21 protein-coding genes are annotated in these 18943 nt (G+C 64.4%); 18 read left to right on the forward strand and 3 right to left on the reverse strand.

Features of this window, described 5'->3' with window-relative positions; genetic code table 11:
- The 12 genes from A9762_RS23875 to A9762_RS23930 form a co-directional block, all read left to right on the forward strand.
- On the forward strand, positions 1-741 hold a 741-nt coding region (locus A9762_RS23875), incomplete at its 5' end, for a methyl-accepting chemotaxis protein (protein WP_240493692.1).
- A gap of 100 nt (positions 742-841) precedes the next feature.
- The gene (locus tag A9762_RS23880) at positions 842-1783 is read left to right on the forward strand and encodes a CheR family methyltransferase (protein WP_139133372.1); all 942 of its coding nucleotides are present in this window, start codon (positions 842-844) and stop codon (positions 1781-1783) included.
- Position 1784: 1 nt separating this feature from the next.
- The gene (cheD, locus tag A9762_RS23885; RefSeq protein WP_069344481.1) at positions 1785-2459 is read left to right on the forward strand and encodes a chemoreceptor glutamine deamidase CheD; all 675 of its coding nucleotides are present in this window, start codon (positions 1785-1787) and stop codon (positions 2457-2459) included.
- Entirely contained in the window at positions 2456-3535 is a 1080-nt protein-coding gene (locus A9762_RS23890) for a chemotaxis response regulator protein-glutamate methylesterase (RefSeq protein ID WP_083254242.1), read from the forward strand. The genes cheD and A9762_RS23890 overlap by 4 nt, the downstream gene beginning before the upstream one ends.
- A gap of 132 nt (positions 3536-3667) precedes the next feature.
- Complete coding sequence (gene cheY, locus A9762_RS23895) at positions 3668-4066, forward strand: chemotaxis response regulator CheY (RefSeq protein ID WP_042113604.1); 399 nt, start codon at positions 3668-3670, stop codon at positions 4064-4066.
- 53 nt (positions 4067-4119) lie between these two features.
- Entirely contained in the window at positions 4120-4743 is a 624-nt protein-coding gene (cheZ, locus tag A9762_RS23900) for a protein phosphatase CheZ (RefSeq protein ID WP_256388788.1), read from the forward strand.
- Between the two features lie 257 nt (positions 4744-5000).
- Positions 5001-6152, forward strand: coding sequence for a flagellar biosynthesis protein FlhB (gene flhB, locus A9762_RS23905; RefSeq protein ID WP_069344482.1), 1152 nt, complete (start codon positions 5001-5003; stop codon positions 6150-6152).
- 48 nt (positions 6153-6200) lie between these two features.
- Complete coding sequence (flhA, locus tag A9762_RS23910; protein WP_371443321.1) at positions 6201-8261, forward strand: flagellar biosynthesis protein FlhA; 2061 nt, start codon at positions 6201-6203, stop codon at positions 8259-8261.
- Complete coding sequence (gene flhF / locus A9762_RS23915; protein ID WP_069344484.1) at positions 8258-9517, forward strand: flagellar biosynthesis protein FlhF; 1260 nt, start codon at positions 8258-8260, stop codon at positions 9515-9517. Before flhA ends, flhF begins: the two co-directional genes overlap by 4 nt.
- Positions 9510-10373 (forward strand): hypothetical protein, encoded by an 864-nt coding sequence (locus A9762_RS23920; protein ID WP_069344485.1) that lies wholly within the window; start codon positions 9510-9512, stop codon positions 10371-10373. The genes flhF and A9762_RS23920 overlap by 8 nt, the downstream gene beginning before the upstream one ends.
- Before the next feature lie 37 nt (positions 10374-10410).
- Complete coding sequence (locus A9762_RS23925; RefSeq protein WP_046290192.1) at positions 10411-11139, forward strand: RNA polymerase sigma factor FliA; 729 nt, start codon at positions 10411-10413, stop codon at positions 11137-11139.
- 406 nt (positions 11140-11545) lie between these two features.
- A complete protein-coding gene (locus A9762_RS23930) occupies positions 11546-11872 on the forward strand; it encodes a type II toxin-antitoxin system HicB family antitoxin (RefSeq protein ID WP_069344486.1) in 327 nt (108 codons plus the stop codon).
- A gap of 45 nt (positions 11873-11917) precedes the next feature.
- Here A9762_RS23930 and A9762_RS23935 read toward each other — a convergent pair whose 3' ends face one another.
- From A9762_RS23935 to flgA, 3 genes are all read right to left on the reverse strand, one after another.
- Positions 11918-12376 carry a flagella synthesis protein FlgN gene (locus A9762_RS23935; protein ID WP_069344487.1) on the reverse strand — a complete coding sequence of 153 codons (459 nt, stop codon included), beginning with the start codon at positions 12374-12376 and terminating at the stop codon, positions 11918-11920.
- Entirely contained in the window at positions 12373-12711 is a 339-nt protein-coding gene (gene flgM / locus A9762_RS23940) for a flagellar biosynthesis anti-sigma factor FlgM (protein ID WP_069344488.1), read from the reverse strand. The genes A9762_RS23935 and flgM overlap by 4 nt, the downstream gene beginning before the upstream one ends.
- A 126-nt stretch (positions 12712-12837) precedes the next feature.
- Entirely contained in the window at positions 12838-13860 is a 1023-nt protein-coding gene (gene flgA, locus A9762_RS23945; protein WP_069344489.1) for a flagellar basal body P-ring formation chaperone FlgA, read from the reverse strand.
- Between the two features lie 424 nt (positions 13861-14284).
- On the opposite strand from flgA, the gene flgB reads away from it, so the two are divergent.
- From flgB to flgG, 6 genes are all read left to right on the forward strand, one after another.
- Positions 14285-14725 carry a flagellar basal body rod protein FlgB gene (gene flgB, locus A9762_RS23950; protein ID WP_069344614.1) on the forward strand — a complete coding sequence of 147 codons (441 nt, stop codon included), beginning with the start codon at positions 14285-14287 and terminating at the stop codon, positions 14723-14725.
- A gap of 5 nt (positions 14726-14730) precedes the next feature.
- Positions 14731-15135: a flagellar basal body rod protein FlgC gene (gene flgC / locus A9762_RS23955; protein ID WP_039394038.1), complete on the forward strand. Its 405-nt coding sequence runs from the start codon at positions 14731-14733 to the stop codon at positions 15133-15135.
- Positions 15136-15158: 23 nt separating this feature from the next.
- Positions 15159-15887 carry a flagellar hook assembly protein FlgD gene (gene flgD, locus A9762_RS23960; RefSeq protein ID WP_069344490.1) on the forward strand — a complete coding sequence of 243 codons (729 nt, stop codon included), beginning with the start codon at positions 15159-15161 and terminating at the stop codon, positions 15885-15887.
- Positions 15888-15975: 88 nt separating this feature from the next.
- Positions 15976-17232, forward strand: coding sequence for a flagellar hook protein FlgE (gene flgE, locus A9762_RS23965; RefSeq protein ID WP_069344491.1), 1257 nt, complete (start codon positions 15976-15978; stop codon positions 17230-17232).
- Between the two features lie 42 nt (positions 17233-17274).
- Complete coding sequence (locus tag A9762_RS23970) at positions 17275-18018, forward strand: flagellar basal body rod protein FlgF (RefSeq protein WP_069344492.1); 744 nt, start codon at positions 17275-17277, stop codon at positions 18016-18018.
- A gap of 72 nt (positions 18019-18090) precedes the next feature.
- Positions 18091-18873: a flagellar basal-body rod protein FlgG gene (gene flgG / locus A9762_RS23975; protein ID WP_069344493.1), complete on the forward strand. Its 783-nt coding sequence runs from the start codon at positions 18091-18093 to the stop codon at positions 18871-18873.
- The last annotated feature ends 70 nt before the right edge of the window (positions 18874-18943 follow it).

The raw sequence follows: 18943 nt of genomic DNA on the forward strand, positions 1-18943 counted from the left end.
GAAGAGACCGCATCGTCGATGGAGCAACTGACGGCCACCGTGCGTCAGAACGCCGACAACGCGCGTCAGGCGAGCCAGTTGGCCGTGAACGCGTCCGAGATCGCCACGCGCGGCGGGGAAGTCTCCGGGCAGGTCGGTGCGACCATGGACGGCATTTCGACCAGCTCGACCAAGATCGTCGACATCATCGGTGTGATCGACGGCATTGCGTTCCAGACGAACATTCTGGCGCTGAACGCGGCGGTCGAAGCCGCGCGCGCCGGGGAACAGGGCCGTGGCTTCGCGGTGGTCGCAGGCGAAGTGCGCACGCTGGCCCAGCGCAGTGCGGCGGCGGCGAAGGAAATCAAGGCGCTGATCGAAGATTCGTCGCGTCGCGTGCAGGACGGCACGGCGCTGGTAGCGCGTCAGCGTCAGACGATGGAAGAGATCGTGCAGGCCGTCAAACGCGTGACGGACATCATGGGCGAGATCTCGGCGGCGTCTGCCGAACAGTCGAGCGGCATCGAGCAGGTCAACCGCGCTGTGACGCAGATGGACGAAGTCACGCAGCAGAATGCGGCGCTGGTGGAACAGGCGGCTGCGGCTGCGGGGGCGCTGGAATCGCAGGCGCACGAGTTGCGCGCGGCGGTGTCGGTGTTCCAGACCGGCGGCATGGGCGGTGCAGCAGCGGCAGGCAGCGTGCATGCGCTCGGTACGCCGCGTCGCGACAGCGCACCGCGACCGATGGCACGCGCGGCATGAGTCGGGCAGGGCAGCGCTGGATTAGCAGTAACGACGTCGGCAGTTTAGTAGTGGAAATGGGGATCGGCGGGCACATGACGCCGTGACAAAGTGAGACACCATGACTGATTCGCGCAACACCTCGCATCTGACGCGTCGCGGTGCCTCCGGCACCGACGGCGACGCTGGCTCGCGCAGCGCGGATTTCGCGCGCGCAAGCGGTGCCGCCCTCTCGGGCGAGCGCGACTTCGCCTTCTCGCTGGCCGACTTCGGCCGCATTCGCAACCTGATCTACCAGCGTGCCGGGATTGCGCTGGCCGAGCACAAGCGCGAGATGGTGTACAGCCGCATCGCCCGGCGCCTGCGTGCGCTCGGCATGACGAGCTTCACCGAATACCTCGACATGCTCGAAGCCGACACCGGCGACAGCGAATGGGAGTCGTTCACCAACGCGCTGACGACGAACCTCACGTCGTTCTTCCGCGAATCGCACCACTTCCCGCTGCTGGCCGACTTCGTGCGCAACCGCGCCAAACCGATTTCCGTATGGTGCTGTGCGGCATCGACGGGCGAAGAACCGTATTCGATCGCGATGACGCTGGTCGACACGCTCGGCTCGCGTCCCAATGCGAGCGTGATCGCCACCGACGTCGACACCCAGGTGCTCGCGCGTGCCTCCGCCGCCGTCTACAACGGCGAGCAGACCGGCAAGCTCTCGCAGGAACAACTGCGTCGGCACTTCCTGCGCGGCACGGGAGCGAACTCGGGGAAGATCAAGGTGCGTCCCGAATTGCAGCAACTGGTCACGTTCGAGCCGCTCAACCTGCTCGCGCCGTCGTGGCACATCGGCGGGCCGTTCGACGTCATCTTCTGCCGTAACGTGATGATCTACTTCGACAAGGCCACGCAGGCGCGCATTCTGGAGCGCTTCGTCCCCTTGCTCAAACCGGATGGCCTGCTGTTCGCGGGCCACTCGGAGAACTTTACGTATGTGAGCCGGGCGTTCCGTCTGCGTGGGCAGACGGTGTACGAACTGGCCGGTGCGGGCGCACGGGGAGCCTGAGATGGCACAGCCACTGGCCGAAGCGCTCGCGACCAACCACTACTTCGACAATGCGTTCAACACGCAGGCGGTGAAGTTGCTGCCCTCGGAGTATTACGTCACGACCGAAGACATCATGCTCGTGACGGTGCTCGGTTCCTGTGTCGCCGCGTGTGTGCGCGACAGCGTCACGGGCATCGGCGGCATGAACCATTTCATGCTGCCCGACGATGGCGAAAGTGAGCGCGACCGGTTACTCTCGGCGTCCATGCGCTACGGCGCCTACGCGATGGAAATGCTCATCAACGAGCTGATCAAGCTCGGCGCGCGGCGCGAGCGTCTGGAGGCGAAAGTCTTCGGCGGCGGCGCGGTGCTCGCGGGCATGACCACATTGAATATCGGCGATCGCAACGCGAATTTCGTGTTGCGCTATCTCGAGATGGAGCAGATTCGCGTGACTGCGCAGGATCTGCTCGGACCGCATCCGCGCAAGGTGTGCTTTTTGCCACGCACCGGGCGGGTGATGGTCAAGAAGCTGGGCGACCGGGGCGATCCGGCCATCGTCCAGCGGGAACAGGCGTACGCGCAGCGTTTGCGTGCACGCGAAGTACGGGGCTCCGTAGAACTCTTTGCGCCACCGGCCAGAAATGCCAAGCCTCGGCCGGGGCCTGACAACCGAAAAATGGAGGAGGCTTGAGCGAACCAATCAAAGTCCTGTGCGTGGACGATTCCGCACTTGTGCGCAGCCTGATGACGGAGATCATCAATGCGCATCCGGACATGACCGTCGTGGCGACCGCACCCGATCCGCTCGTGGCGCGTGACCTGATCAAGCAACACAACCCGGACGTGCTCACGCTCGACGTCGAAATGCCGCGCATGGACGGGCTGGACTTCCTCGAGAAGCTCATGCGCCTGCGCCCGATGCCGGTGCTCATGGTGTCGTCGCTGACCGAGCGTGGCTCGGAAGTCACGATGCGCGCGCTCGAACTCGGGGCAGTGGACTTCGTGACGAAGCCGCGTCTGGGGATTCGTGACGGCATGCTCGAATACGGCGAGATGATCGCCGACAAGATTCGTGCCGCCGCGCGTGCCCGCGTGCGCAGCGCACCGCCCAAGAGTGCCGCGCCGGCGCCGGTGGAAGCCGCGCCGATGCTGCGCAACCCGCTGGTCTCGACGGAAAAGCTGATCATCATCGGCGCGTCGACGGGCGGCACGGAGGCGATTCGTGAAGTGCTTGTGCCGATGCCGCCGGACGCGCCGGCGATTCTGATCACGCAGCACATGCCGGCGGGCTTCACCAAGTCGTTCGCGCAACGCCTGAACGGGCTTTGCCGCATCACGGTGAAGGAAGCCGAGCATGGCGAGCGTGTGTTGCCGGGTCACGCGTACATCGCACCGGGCGGCGACACCCACCTGCAGCTCTCGCGCAGTGGCGCGAACTACGTGGCGCTGCTCGATCCGGCGCCGCCGGTGAATCGACATCGGCCGTCGGTCGATGTATTGTTTCGCTCCGCAGCCGTGCACGCGGGACGTAACGCCATCGGGGTAATTCTCACGGGCATGGGCCGCGACGGTGCGGCTGGCCTCGTGGAGATGCGCCGCGCCGGTGCGCACACGTTCGCGCAGGACGAAGCGAGCTGCATCGTGTTCGGCATGCCGCGCGAGGCCATTGCGATGGGCGGCGCGGAAGAGGTGGTGCCGTTGCACGAGATGGCCCGAAAAGTGCTTCATCAGGTCGCGAAATTCGGCGAACGCACGCAACGGGTATAGTTCGGTTTTTGGCGTTTTTTCGCCGTATGGTCCGCAGCGATTTGCGTCCACACTCAGGGCACTGAGTGACGGCGGAATTTGCCCATGAATATCGTCGGCCCCCCGAGGGGGACCGGCAGAATTGGAGTGATGATGGTTGATAAGAACATGAAGTTCCTGGTCGTCGACGACTTCCCGACGATGCGTCGCATTGTGCGAAACCTGCTCAAGGAGCTGGGTTTCTCGAATGTCGACGAGGCGGAAGACGGCGCGGCGGCGCTCGCCAAGCTGCGCGGCGGCAGCTTCGAATTCGTGGTGTCGGACTGGAACATGCCGAATATGGACGGCCTGACGATGCTCCAGCAAATCCGCGCCGATCCCAACCTCTCGAAGTTGCCCGTGCTGATGGTGACGGCCGAAGCCAAGAAGGAAAACATCATCGCCGCCGCCCAGGCCGGTGCGAGCGGGTATGTGGTCAAGCCGTTCACGGCCGCGACCCTCGATGAGAAGCTGGGCAAGATCTTCGAGAAAATGGAAAAAACGGGGGCCTGAACGTGACCCACGAGTCGAGCACTGAATGGCCGGGTGAGCCCAGTGGCGCTTACGTGACCGGCGAGGCGGATCCGGCCGAGCGCATGCTCATGCGCATCGGGCAGTTGACGCGCATGTTGCGCGACAACCTGCGCGAACTCGGTCTGGACAAGCAACTGGAACAGGCCGCCGAGGCCATTCCGGATGCACGCGACCGCCTGAACTACGTCGCCACCATGACCGAACAGGCGGCGGTGCGGGCGTTGACGGCGATCGAGCTGGCCAAGCCCATTCAGGACCGTCTCGAAGCGGACGCCAACGCGCTCGACGAGCGCTGGGCCAAGTGGTTCGACCAGCCGCTCGAACTCGACGACGCCCGCAAGCTCGTCACCGAGACCCGCACCTACCTGCGTCGCGTGCCGGACGACACCCGCGCGACCAACAACCATCTGATGGAAATCATGATGGCGCAGGACTTCCAGGATCTGACCGGGCAGGTCATCAAGAAGATCATGGACGTGGTGCAGGAGATCGAGAAGCATCTGCTCCAGACGCTGCTCGAGAACATGCCGCCCGAGAAGCGCAAGGAAGCGGAAGATTCCCTGCTCAATGGGCCGCAGATCAAGAAGGAAGGGCGCACCGACATCGTGTCGGATCAGGGCCAGGTCGACGACCTGCTCGCGAGCCTCGGTTTCTGACGTCTGCCGGATCGTCGCGGGCGGCTGAGCCCGTGATGGCGGCGTCTCGTCTGGTCCCCGCCAGCCTCTCAACCGGCTGGCGGAATCCCGTCTGGTGAGGGCTTTTCCCTACATTCGCGCCCCCGATCCCGACGTTGTCGCAACGTCTGCCCCAATATACCGCCCAATCCCGCCTCTATTCCCCCCTTTGTGACTTGACGGTTACCGCCATAATCAGTCGCGATAGGGTGGGTTCGTCCGCCCGCTGTGGATAGGGCATGGCTGAGGAAAGCGATCTCGAAAAGTCGGAATCACCGACCCCCCGGCGCCTTGAGAAGGCGCGCGAGGAGGGTCAGGTCGCGCGTTCGCGCGAGCTTTCGACGTTCGCTTTGCTGGCCGCCGGCGTGGCCGGCATGTGGATGACGGCCGACCGCATCTCGCAGGGTTTCGCGCAGTTGATGCGCCACGGCATGCAGTTCGAGCCGGGCACGGCGATGGACACCCGTCGCATGCTGTCGTACGCCGCCCACTCGGGCGCCGACGCGCTCATGGCCATCGCGCCGCTGCTCGGTCTGCTGGTGATCGCAGCCATCGTGGCGCCGATGGCCCTCGGCGGCTGGCTCTTCACGACCAAGTCGCTCGCCCCCAACTTCGGCCGTCTGAACCCGCTCAAGGGGCTGGGCCGCATGTTCTCCACGCAGGGACTGGTCGAGCTGATCAAGGCGGTGGCGAAGACCCTTCTGGTGGGCGCCGTGGCGTACTGGGCGATTGCCCGCGACAAAGACGCCGTGATGGGCCTGATGACCCAGCCGCCGCGCGCTGCGCTGCCGTACGTGGGCGAGATGATCGTGGTGTGCTGCGCGTTCATCGTGGCGTCGCTGCTGCTGGTGGCGGCCATCGACGTGCCGTTCCAGATCTGGCAGCACTACAAGAAGCTGCGCATGACCAAAGAGGAAGTGCGTCAGGAAAACAAGGAAACCGAGGGCGATCCGCACGTCAAGGCGCACATCCGGCAGCTGCAGCGTCAGGCGGCGCGCCGTCGCATGATGCAGGACGTGCCCAAGGCCGACGTGATCGTGACGAACCCGACGCACTTTGCCGTCGCCCTCGAATACAAGGACAACATGCGCGCGCCGCGCGTGCTCGCCAAGGGCACCGATCTGGTCGCGCAGCGTATCCGCGAGATGGCTGCGGAGCACCGCATTCCGATCCTCGAAGCTCCGCCGCTGGCGCGTGCCCTGCACCGTCACGTGGAAATCGGTCACGAAATCCCGGCCACGCTGTACACGGCCGTGGCCGAGGTGCTGGCGTGGGTCTTCCAGCTTCGCCGCTGGCGTACCGAGGGGGGCGTCGAGCCGATGACCCCGTCGGACCTGCCGGTGCCGGCAGAACTCGATGCGCCCCGGCGCCTCGGGTCGAAACGAGTGTAACGAATGAACCTCAACCCACGCGCGAACCAGCTGCTGCGTACGTCGCAAATGCTCCTCGGCGGCAATTTGAAGTCGCTCGCCGCGCCGGTGCTGATCATCATGATTCTGGGCATGATGATCCTCCCGCTGCCGCCGTTCATCCTGGATCTGCTGTTCACGTTCAACATCGCGCTGGCGGTGATGGTGCTGCTCGTGAGCATGTACACGCAAAAGCCGCTCGACTTCGCCGCGTTCCCGAGCGTGCTGCTGTTCTCCACGCTGCTGCGCCTGTCGCTGAACGTGGCGTCCACCCGCGTGGTGCTGCTCGAAGGCCACACCGGCCCGGACGCCGCCGGCAAGGTGATCGAGGCCTTCGGCCACTTCCTCGTCGGTGGCAACTACGCCGTCGGTATCGTGGTGTTCATCATCCTCGTGGTCATCAACTTCATGGTGATCACGAAAGGTGCCGGCCGTATCGCCGAAGTGGGCGCGCGTTTTACCCTCGACGCCATGCCCGGCAAGCAGATGGCCATCGACGCCGACCTGAACGCGGGTCTCATCGGCGAAGAGGAAGCCCGCAAGCGCCGTGCCGTGATCGCGCAGGAAGCCGACTTCTACGGCTCGATGGACGGCGCCTCCAAGTTCGTGCGCGGTGACGCGGTCGCGGGCTTGCTGATCATGCTCATCAACATCATCGGCGGGCTGATCGTCGGTGTGGTCCAGCACAATCTGGACCTGGCGACCGCGGCCAAGAACTACACGCTGCTGACCATCGGTGACGGTCTCGTCGCGCAGATCCCGGCGCTGGTGATCTCGACCGCCGCCGGTGTGGTCGTCTCGCGCGTGGCGACGGACGAAGACGTCGGCCAGCAGGTCGTCTCGCAACTGTTCAGCAACCCGCAGGTGCTGGGTATCACGGCGGCGATTCTCGGCCTGATGGGGTTGATCCCGGGCATGCCGCACTTTGCCTTCCTGCTGCTCGCGCTGGGTCTCGGCGCGCTCGCCCGCTGGCAGTTCCGCAAGGCCGCAGCAGCCAAGGTGCAGGCGACGCGCCCGGCACCGGTGGCCGCGCAGGCGCCGGCCGAAGTGGCCGAAGCCTCGTGGGACGACGTGGCGCTGGTCGACCCGCTGGGGCTGGAAGTCGGCTACCGTCTGATTCCGCTCGTCGACCGCAATCAGGACGGCGAACTGCTCAAGCGTATCAAGGGCATCCGCAAGAAGTTCGCGCAGGAAATCGGCTTTCTCGCGCCGGTGGTGCACATTCGCGACAACCTGGAGCTTCGGCCGAACCAGTACCGCATCACGCTCAAGGGCGTGATCATCGGCGAGGGCGAAGCGTATCCGGGCCAGTTGCTGGCCATCGACCCGGGACAGGTCAGCGCGCCGCTGCAAGGCACGCCGACGCGCGATCCGGCGTTCGGGCTGCCGGCCACGTGGATCGACGTCGGTCAGCGCGATCAGGCGCAGGCGTACGGCTACACCGTGGTCGATGCGGGGACGGTGGTCGCTACGCACCTGAATCACTTGATCAACGCCCACGCGCACGAATTGCTGGGACGCCAGGAAGTGCAGCAGCTCATCGAGCGTATCGGCAAGGACGCGCCGAAGCTCATCGAAGACCTGGTGCCGAAGACCATCGCGCTCACCACGTTGCAGAAGGTGCTGCAAAACCTGCTCGAAGAGCAGGTGCCGATTCGCGACATGCGTACCATCATCGACACCATCGCCGAGCATGGCGCGCGCGTGCAGGACCCGTACGACCTCACGGCGCTGGTGCGCCTGTCGTTGGGTCGCGCGATCACGCAGAGCGTGTTCCCGGGCAGCGGCGATCTGGAAGTGGTGGGGCTCGACGCCAATCTCGAACGAATTCTCACGCAGGCGTTGTCGGCCGGCGGTGGCACCGGCCTCGAGCCGGGCCTCGCGGACACGTTGTTGCGTGAAACCCAGGCGGCCGTGACGCGTCAGGAGCGTCAGGGCTTGCCGACGGTATTGCTGGTTCAACATCCGCTGCGTTCGCTGCTCTCGCGCTTCTTGCGTCGCAGCCTGCCGCAGCTCAAGGTCTTGTCGTATGCGGAAGTGCCAGATACCCGTAATGTGAAAATGACGGCACTCATCGGAGGTCAAGCGTGAAGATTCGGAAATTCTTTGCGGGCACGTGCCGCGACGCACTGCGCCAGATTCGCGAGGAAATCGGACCCGATGCGGTCGTGTTGTCCAATCGTTCGGTTGCCAACGGCGTCGAGATCGTGGCGTTGGCGGAGGAGGATCTGGACGCACTGGCCGGCGGCGACATGCCGACGCATCGGCCACGTCCGCGCCCGGCGGCGCCCCCGGTTTCCGCCCCGCAGGCGAGCGCGGCGAACGACATCGCAGCGACGAGCGCGTTTGCGCAGTCGATGATGGGCGAGTTGCAAAGTATGCGCGGGCTGCTCGAAGAGCAGGTCGCCGGACTGGTGTGGAACGACAAGCAACGTCGCTCGCCGGCACAGGGCGAGATTCTGCGCACCTTGCTCGCCGCGGGCTTCTCGGCGCAGTTGGGCCGTGCGTTGCTCGAACATCTGCCCGAAGGCAGCGACCGCGAAAGCGGTCTGGACTGGGTGAAGAATGCGCTCAAGCGCAACCTGCCCATCATGCCGAACGAAGACGAACTGATGGATCGCGGCGGCGTGTACGCGCTGATGGGGCCGACGGGCGTGGGCAAGACGACGACCACGGCCAAGCTGGCGGCGCGTTGTGTGATGCGTCACGGCGCGGAGAAGCTCGCGCTGCTCACGACCGACAGCTATCGTATCGGCGGTCATGAGCAGTTGCGTATTTACGGCAAGATTCTCGGCGTGACGGTGCACGCGGTGAAGGATGCGACGGACCTGCGTCTGGCGCTGACCGAGCTGCGCAACAAGCACATGGTGCTGATCGACACGGTTGGCATGAGCCAGCGCGACCGCACGGTACCGGAGCAGGTGGCGATGCTGTGCGGGGCGGAAACGCCGGTGCAGCGTCTGCTGTTGCTCAACGCGACGAGCCACGGCGACACGCTCAACGAAGTGGTGCATGCGTACCGCAGTGCCAGCGCCGAGGGCGGTGGCGATCTGGCCGGGTGTATTCTGACGAAACTCGACGAGACGACCAATCTCGGGTCGGTGCTCGATACGGTGATTCGCCACCGTTTGCCGGTGCATTACGTTTCCACGGGACAGCGCGTGCCGGAGAACCTGCACGTGGCCGACCGGCAGTTCCTGATCGACACGGCGCTGTCGGCGCCGGTGACGGGTTCGCCGTTCGTACCGTCCGAGGAAGATTTGCCGGCCGTGGTGCGCGGGGTCGATCCCAATTACAGCGGGCTGTTCGCGCCTGCTCAACCTTCAGGCGAGGCCTGCTTTGGTTAAACTCGTACTCGATCAAGCTGAGGGGCTGCGCCGTCTGGTGGCGCGTCATACCACGCGTATCGTCGCGGTGGTGGGGAGTGCGCCTGAAGCCGGTCAGACGAGTGTGGCGTTGAATCTGGCCAGTGCGCTGGCCCATCACGGTCAGGATGTCGTACTGGCCGACGAGAGCGGCCATGCGGCGCCTGCGCTCGGCCTGCCGCTGCGCGGCGACATCCATGACGTGATTGCCGGACGCGTGTCGTCCGATGCGATTCGCGTACACACGCGCGACAACGTGGTGCTGGTGCCCGTGGCGCATCGTCATCCGGAGCGTATCGATCCGCAGCACTCGTTGCCGATGTTGACGGCGGGCGAGCCCGACGTCGTGGTCGTCGACTGCACCCACACCGGCGGTGTGCTGAGCCCGCTCGCGGCGCATGCGCACGACGTGCTGGTGGTGCTGGGGTGTGAGCCGGCGGCGATCACGGGGGCGTATTCGTGGATCAAGCAGGCGCATTTCGAGTATGCGCTGGCGCAATTCCGGGTGTTGGTGAATCGGGCCGAGGATATGGAGGCACGCGTGGTGTGCCGCAATCTGGCCACGACGGCGAGCCGTTATCTGGCGGTGTCGCTGGAGTTGGCGGGACATGTGCCGTCGGATCGGCAGGTCGTGCGTGCGCGGCATCTGACGCGCACCGTGGTCGATGCCTTCCCGATGGCGCCGGCAGCGGTGGCGTATCGTCAATTGGCGTCGCAGGTGACGCATTGGCCGCTCGCCATGCGAGAGACGGGTCCGACGGGGATCGGTGATATCGGCGGCGATCGCGGTGGCGAGATGACGCATGGCGTGGGCGCGGCGAGCGCGCACACGGCCTGAGCGTCACGGCACGCGTCGAGAGGAAGCGGAGGGAAACATGTATACCGCGCGCGGGAAGGTCGACACGAACGACACGCTGACCCAATACGCGCCGTTGGTGCGCCGTCTGGCGCTGCAATTGATGGCGAAGCTGCCGGCCAGCGTGGAGTTGGAAGATCTGATTCAGGCCGGCATGCTGGGGCTGCTCGATGCAGCGAACCGGTACCAGGAGACGCAGGGCGCGCAGTTCGAGACGTACGCGAGCCAGCGCATTCGCGGGGCGATGCTCGACGAGTTGCGCGAGCTGGACTGGGCGTCGCGGGGCATTCGCAAGACGGCGCGTGAGATCGAGAAGGCGGTGCAGCGTCTGGAGCAGCGTCTTGGACGGGGACCGTCCGAGAGCGAGATTGCGGGCGAGATGTCGATCGGTCTGACCGAGTATCAGCAGATGTTGCAGGACGTGCACGGCTGCCAGCTGATCTATTACGAAGATTTCGAATCGGCGGACGAAGAGCCGTTCATCGACCGCATCTGCGCCGATCCGGGCGCTGACCCGCTGACGATGTTGCTCGACGAAGGCTTGCGCGGCGGTGTGGTCGACGCCATCGACCGCTTGCCCGATCGCGAGAAGTTGCTGATGAGCCTGTACTACGAACAGGGCCTGAACCTGCGCGAAATCGGCGCGGTGCTCGAAGTCAGCGAGTCCCGCGTGTGTCAGTTGCACAGCCAGGCGATCTCGCGTCTTCGCGCGACGTTGCGCGAGAAGGCGTGGACGTCGGCGAATTGACAGCGACGATGCGCTGAATACAAAGTAGAAACAGGCGTACGTCGAGAATCCCTCGGACCTTACCCCAGGTCGAGGGATTTTTTCATATCAGCATGCATTGGCCCTGCCGTTTTTCGGACAATGGTAGCTTGAAGAAGTGGTGCTATTATTGGCACCATTCTGGCATGTTACCTTCCACTAAACTTCTTGCCAAAATGACTCGCGAGCCCGCAAACGTGAGGTTTTGCGAGTTGGTATCACTATGCGAGGCTTACTTTGGTAAGCCCCGCATTTCGGGTAGTCACACAATTTTCAAGACACCTTGGTTCGGCGATCCTCGTGTCAATTTGCAGAACTCAGGGGGAATGGCGAAGGTTTACCAGGTGCGCCAAGTGTTAAATGCCATCCGCAAATTCGAGGGCAAAGCATGAACGTCAATCACTACACCTATCGCCTGACATGGTCGCCCGAAGATGGCGAGCATGTGGGATTGTGCGCAGAGTTTCCGTCACTTTCATGGCTGGATAAGACACCGGAAGGCGCATTGGATGGCATTCGCAGTACGGTCACCGAGGTTGTCGCAGATATGCGGGCTAACGGCGAAAAAGTCCCGGAGCCGCTCGCAGAGCACCGCTACAGCGGGGAATTCCGCGTGCGCATTCCGCCAACGCTACATCGCGCGTTAGTCATCGAAGCCGCAGAGATGGGGGTGAGCCTGAATCGGTTGGCAAGCCTCAAACTCGCGCTCAGCTAAGGCAGAGTGCCCGGTCAGCGCCAGCTTGGGGTTTGGTCGGGTCAGTTAGGCCGTAACGCTGCCCCCGCTCGAGCGCGGGGTGGTGCGGCCGTCGGGGCCGTAGAGTGGGGCGTTGTTGCTCGGGCCGTAGAGGACGTTCAGCGCCTGCTGCGTGTAGGTCAGGCGCGTATTGATGAGCAGGCCGTTCGTGTCGTTGGCGCGCTTGGCTTCGGCCGCAGCGGCAAGCAGTGCGTTCCACGCCGTGGCGATGCGGGCATCGGTTGCCGCCGCCGCTGTCGCGCCGGCTTCATCCGGGGTAAAGCCCAACGCCTGCAACTGCGCATCGCGGTCGCGACCGAGCGCCGAGAGTTCCACGACCGCGCGCGTCTTGCGCTCGGTCAGCTCCGGCAGCGCGTCCAGCGTGCCGCTCACCAATGCCTGCTGTTCTTCCCCGAGCAATGCCGAAAACGTACCGATAGCGGTCGTCTCGACTGACAGGGCGTTCAGCAGGGCTTCGGTTGTCATGACTTCGATTGCGCAGAGAGCAAATCGCGTGCGGTCGCAATGAGACCGTCCGCAATCTTGGATGTGTCGATGGCCAATTGGCCGTTGGCGATCGCCGCCTTGATCGCCTCTACCTTCGCCACGTCGATATCCGCCGTGCCCGTTTTCGCCAGCCCGTCCTGCAATGCACGCATCTCCGACGACAGCGAGCTCGTGCTCACGTTCGCGCCGCCGCCAACGTTCGCCGAAGGCGCAGCCGTCGCGTCAGCATTCACAGTGCCGGTCGTCGTCCGATCAGTCGTCGCCTTGCTCGCGCCGACACCAGTCAACGGATTGGCGGGTGGGTCGATTTTCATGTGCTTTCCCCAGAAACCTGCCTGTGTAACGGCATTATCCGCCATAACTTTAGGCAAGTAACATCCTGTTACCAGTTCAAGTGCCCGGGTGATTTCAGCGAATACTTAATGATAGTGAGCGATCACTTATAGGGCAACTTCGACTTCGACGTTGCCATTTTTTCCTGTCTTTACCGTGCCGCTGACGACTTGTCCGGCGCGGGTGCGCACCTGCACGGGATCGCCCGCGCTGGCACGCGTGAGCACCTGACCTTCCGTGCTCACTTCGAATCCTGAGCCGCGCGAGACCACGCGCACGGTTTGTCCCTGCTGGACGGCAATCGCACTGCGCAGCAGGTCCGAGCGAATCGGCAGACCGGACGTGATCCGGTTCACCGCCACCGTGCCGACGATCTGGCCGGCATCGGTTGCGACCGTGCGCGGCAGCAACGTGAGATCGCCCTGACGCGGCGACAGGTCGTTTGGCCCGATCGTCTCGCCCGGATTGATCTGACGGGCGGCGACGAAGTACGTGGCGTTGATGCTCACGCGGGCTTGCAGATACAGCGTCCACGGACGCTCCCCTGCACAGCGCACGCCGACGCTCGTCGTTCCCCACAGGCGCGCACCGGGCGGCAGGAAGGGTTCGAGCGCCGTACATGCGGGCATGTGGTCCGAGACCGACTCGCCCACGGTAATGCTCACCTGGCCGGGCAGGCCGGTCGTCTGCTCGCGCAGGAACCGCTCGGCAGTCTGACGGATGACCTGGGTGTTCTGGTATTGGGCAGTCTGCGGTTGCGCGACCTGAGGCGCTTGCACCGCGACGGCTTGCGTGGGCGCGGCGTTCGCCGTCACCGGACGCACCATGCTCGGCACGTTCGACGCGACACCGCCTGCGGCGGCATTGTTACCGGGGATGACGATGGCGCCGGGACCGAGCGTGCTGCCGAGGTTCTGCGCGGCAGGGTCGGTGGCGACACCGGGGTTCACGACGTTCTGAGCGGCGGCGGAAACCGGGCCGACCATGATGCCGAGGGCGCCGACGGTGGCAATGCCGAACGCCACAGCCATCAGACGCGACAGGACCGATCGACGGCGCGCGCGCTGGCCGACCCGAACGCCATGCGGGCGCGGGGCACGGGCGAGACGGTCGCCGGATTTGCCTGCCATGCTCACTCTCCTTGCGGCCGTCGCCCGAGATGATTTCGGGGCATCCGGCACTCAACCCACTTCAAGCTGTGAAGCCGACGACACCGGGCAGTGTCCCTGTGCCTGGGGGGCGAACCCCGCCCGATGCCGTCAGGAAGCCATTCTAGAGATGTCCCGCGACAGGGCATGGCTCGAAATGGCGGTCAATCTCCTTCCTATTCCTCCGATTGAATCCCAGGGGGTACGCATACGATGCGAAGCATGCCAAAAGGTCCGTATTTTTTCCGGACCCGGCAGGACATCCCGTCTGCGCAGCGCATCACCCGCCGTATTGGCCCGCTACATCAAGCCACATCAGGCCGGGCAGGCACCGCGAGCGCGACGGCAAGGTTTCTTTTGCATCACCCAAGTACCCAGCATCAAGGCAAGCATCAGGCGAGACGAGATCATGGACAAACTGGACGCGGCATTGCGATTCTCCCAGCAGGCGCTGTCGATGCGCGCCTATCGCCAGGAGGTGATCTCGTCGAACATCGCCAACGCCGACACGCCCGGATACAAGGCCCGCGACGTCGACTTCAATAACGCGTTGAGTCAGGCCGTCGAGCGCGGCGCGCAGCAGCAGCTCGCCACCGAGTCGAGCGTGTCGCTCTCGCGTACGTCCTCGCGCCACATCGCCGGGCGCGCCGTCACGAGCGCCCCGCCCATGGGCGGCCCCGAGCTGCTCTACCGCGTGCCTTACCAGCAAAGCGTCGACGGCAACACCGTCGAACTCGATGCCGAGCGTGTGAACTTCGCCGACAACGCCGTGCATTACCAGACGGGCCTCACGGTCCTGACGGGCCAGATCAAGACGATGCTGGCCGCCATCACGAATCAAGGGTAAGCGCCATGCCACTCATGAGCATCTTCGACGTCGCCGGCTCGGCCATGACTGCGCAGTCGCAGCGCATGAACGTGACGGCCAGCAACCTGGCCAACGCCGAATCGGTGACCGGCCCGGACGGCCAGCCGTACCGCGCCAAGCAGGTCGTGTTTCAGGTCAACCCGGTCACGGGCACCGACGTGGGCGGTGTGAAGGTCGCCGGCGTGGTCGAGGACCCGTCGCCGCTCAAGACCGTGTACGACCCGAAGAATCCGGCAGCGAATGCCCAGGGCTACGTCACCATGCCCAACGTGAATCCGGTGGAAGAGATGGTCAACATGATCTCCGCTTCCCGCTCCTACCAAGCCAACGTCGAAGCGCTGAACACGGCCAAGACGCTCATGCTCAAAACCCTCACGGTCGGCCAGTAAGGGGCCGCGCGGAGACCAGAAAGATGGCCAGCATCAATACGTCGAACACCGGCAACTTCTCGCAGAACTTCCTCGACTCGATCAACGGGACGGCGAACAGCAGCAGCTCGAAGTCGTCGGCCGGCAGCGCAGACGATCTGCAAAACAGCTTCCTCAAGTTGCTCGTCGCCCAGATGAACAACCAGGATCCGCTCAACCCGATGGACAACTCGCAGGTGACGTCCCAGCTCGCGCAGATCAGCACGGTCTCGGGCATCACCCAGTTGAACACCACGCTTTCGTCGGTCACCTCGCAACTGAACTCGACGCAGAGCCTGCAAGCGGCGGCGCTGGTCGGCAAGGGCGTGCTGATCCCGGGCACCAACATCGGTGTGGGCAGCACCAAGGCCGACGACGGCACGGTCACGAAGACCGCCACGCCGTTCGGCTTCGAGCTGCCGAGCGACGCCGACACGGTCAAGATCGAGATCAAGGACAGCACCGGCAAGACCATCCGCACCGTGAACGCGGGCGCGCTGGACGCCGGCGTGCAAGCCCTGACGTGGGATGCCAAGGACGATGCCGGCGTGGACGTGGCCGACGGCAAGTACACGCTGAGCGTGACGGCAACGGCCAACGGCAAGGCCGTCACGCCGACGCTGCTCTCGTACGCCCAGGTGCAAAGCGTGGTGGCCAGCACGACTGGCGCGCCGCTGCTCAACGTGGGCACGGGCTCGAACATCAAGCTCTCCGACGTACGCGAAATTTTGTAACCGACTCCATCACGACGTAAGTCTTTCACCGAACTCAACGATTGCGTCGCGACACCCGTCGTCGACAACCGAATTTCAGGAGTAACACATGGCCTTTTCGACCGGATTGAGCGGCCTGAACGCCGCTTCCAAGGACCTGGACGTCATCGGCAACAACGTTGCCAACGCGGCCACTGTCGGCTTCAAGCAGGGTCAGGCGCAATTCGCCGACATCTACGCCAACTCGCTGTTCGGCGCGGGTAACAACACCGTCGGTATCGGTACGCGTGTGGCAGCCATCGCGCAGCAGTTCACGCAGGGCGACATCACGGTCACGAACCGTCAGCTCGACCTCGCGATCTCGGGTAACGGCTTCTTCCGCGTGTCGAACAACGGCACCATCGCCTACACGCGTAACGGCCAGTTCTCGCTCGACAAGAACGGCTTCATCGTCGATTCGAACGGCGATCACCTGACCGGTTATCTGGCCGGCCCGAACGGCATCATCAACAGCGTGTCGCCGGTCGACCTGCAAATCCCGACGGGCGATCTGGCCCCGACGGCTACCAAGAAGATCACGGGTCAGTTCAACCTCGACTCGCGCAGCGCCGTCAACACCACGCCGTTCTCGATCACCGATCCGAACTCGTACACCAACGCCACGTCGCTCAAGGTCTACGACTCGCTGGGCAATTCGCACGACGTCAACCTGTACTTCAAGAAGACGAGCGTCGACGCCACGACCAACAACGCCACGTGGACCGTGTACGCCTCGGTCGACGGCACGACGCAGGTCGGCACCGGCGCGATCGGCACGCTGACGTTCAACTCGTCGGGTAGCCTGATCTCGCAGACGGACTCGACCGGCGCTACCGTGACCGGCCCGATCACCCTGCCGACGATCACCTACGGCAACGGCGCGGCACAGGGCAACCTGACGCTGAACCTCACGGGCACCACGCAGTTCGGTAACAGCTACACGCCGAACACGCTTACGCAGGACGGTTACTCGTCGGGTCGCCTGACCGGCTTCACGTTCAACGCCGACGGCACCATCGTCGGTACGTACTCGAACACGCAGTCGATGGTGCTCGGTCAGGTCGCGCTGGCGAACTTCAACAACGTGAACGGCCTGATCCCGCTGGGCAACAACCTCTGGTCGGAATCGGCTGCCTCGGGCATTCCGATCGTGGGCGTGCCGGGCGGCACGAACCTCGGCAAGCTCCAGGCGGGCGCCGTTGAAGCTTCGAACGTCGACCTGACGGCCGAACTGGTCCACATGATCACCGCGCAGCGCAACTATCAGGCGAACGCGCAGACGATCAAGACGGAAGACCAGTTGATGCAGACGATGGTCAACCTGTAAGACGGAGCGAGCGCGTATGCGTAACTTGCAGGAGGGGCGTCGATGGATCGTCTGATCTATGTGGCCATGACCGGTGCGAAGCAGGCGATGGAGCAGCAATCGACCACCGCCAACAATCTGGCGAACGTCTCGACGCCGGGCTTCCGCGCCCAGCTCTCGGCGTTTCGTCAGGCGCCGGTGCGCGCCGCCGACGGCTCGACGGGTACGCGTACGTTCGTCACGACGTCCACGCCGGGCACCGATTTCACGCCCGGCGCCATGCAGCAGACCGGTCGCGCGCTCGACGTGGCGATTCAGGGACAGGGCTGGCTGGCCGTGCGCGACGCGCAGGGCCGCGAAGCCTACACCCGTGGCGGTAACCTCGAAATGACGGCTGACGGCCAGATCACGCTGCACGGCCTGCCGGTCATGACCGACGCCGGACCTGCGGCGGTGCCGCCGGGCGCGTCGGTGACCGTGGGAACCGACGGCACGATCTCGGCGCTGGGGCAGGGCGACCCGCCCAACTCCATCGCCGTGATGGGGCAGTTGAAGCTGGTCAATCCGCCGGAAGGCAATCTGGTGCGCGGTGACGACGGGCTGTTCCGTCAGGCCAATAACGCACCGGCGCAGGTCGATCCGAATGTCGTGGTGGTCGCGGGCTCGATCGAGACCAGCAACGTCAATCCGGTGAGCGGTCTCGTGAACATGATTTCGCAGTCGCGGGCCTTCGAGATGCAGATGAAGATGCTGCAGACGGCCGATACCAACGAACAATCCGCCAACCAGTTGCTGAACTTCAGCTAACCGGCGTCGGATGCACCGGACTCGCCAGCGGCGAGAACGCGCACCGCCACCGTACACGGGGAGAAACATCCAATGATCCGTTCGCTCTACATCGCTGCCACCGGCATGAATGCCCAGCAGACGAACATGGACGTGATTTCGAACAACCTCGCCAACACCAGCACGAACGGCTTCAAGAAAGGCCGCGCGGTGTTCGAGGATCTGCTGTATCAGACGATCCGCCAGCCGGGCGCGCAGTCGTCGCAACAGACGCTGCTGCCGTCGGGCCTGCAACTGGGCACGGGTGTGCGTCCGGCCGCGACCGAGCGCATCTTCACGCAGGGCAACCTGACGTCGACGAACAACGCGAAGGACGTGGCCATCAACGGCGACGGCTTCTTCCAGGTGCTCATGCCGGACGGCACGACCGCCTACACGCGCGACGGCTCGTTCCAGGTCGACAACAACGGCCAGCTCGTGACGGCATCGGGCTATCCGATTCAGCCGGCGATCACGATTCCCGCCAACGCCCTGTCGCTGACCATTGCGCGCGACGGTACGGTGTCGGTCACGCAGCCGGGCAACACGGCCAACGTGCAGATCGGTACGTTCCAGCTCGCCACGTTCATCAACAACGCCGGCCTGCAAAGCATGGGCGAGAACCTGTACGCCGAGACGGCGGCATCGGGCGCGCCGAACGTGGCGCAACCGGGCACCAACGGCGCGGGCGTGCTCAACCAGAACTACGTCGAAACGTCGAACGTGAACGTGGTCGAAGAGCTCGTGAACATGATTTCCGCGCAGCGCGCCTACGAAATCAACTCGAAGGCCGTGACGGCATCCGACCAGATGCTGCAGCGTCTGACGCAGATGTAAGCTGCGGCCCGGCATGCCGGGCCATTGCCCCACCGCGTCATTGCGCCGCAAACGTAGTCAGTACTTGGGA

Origin of the sequence: Pandoraea sp. ISTKB (assembly GCF_001721285.1) — a bacterium.
Classification (GTDB): domain Bacteria; phylum Pseudomonadota; class Gammaproteobacteria; order Burkholderiales; family Burkholderiaceae; genus Pandoraea; species Pandoraea capi.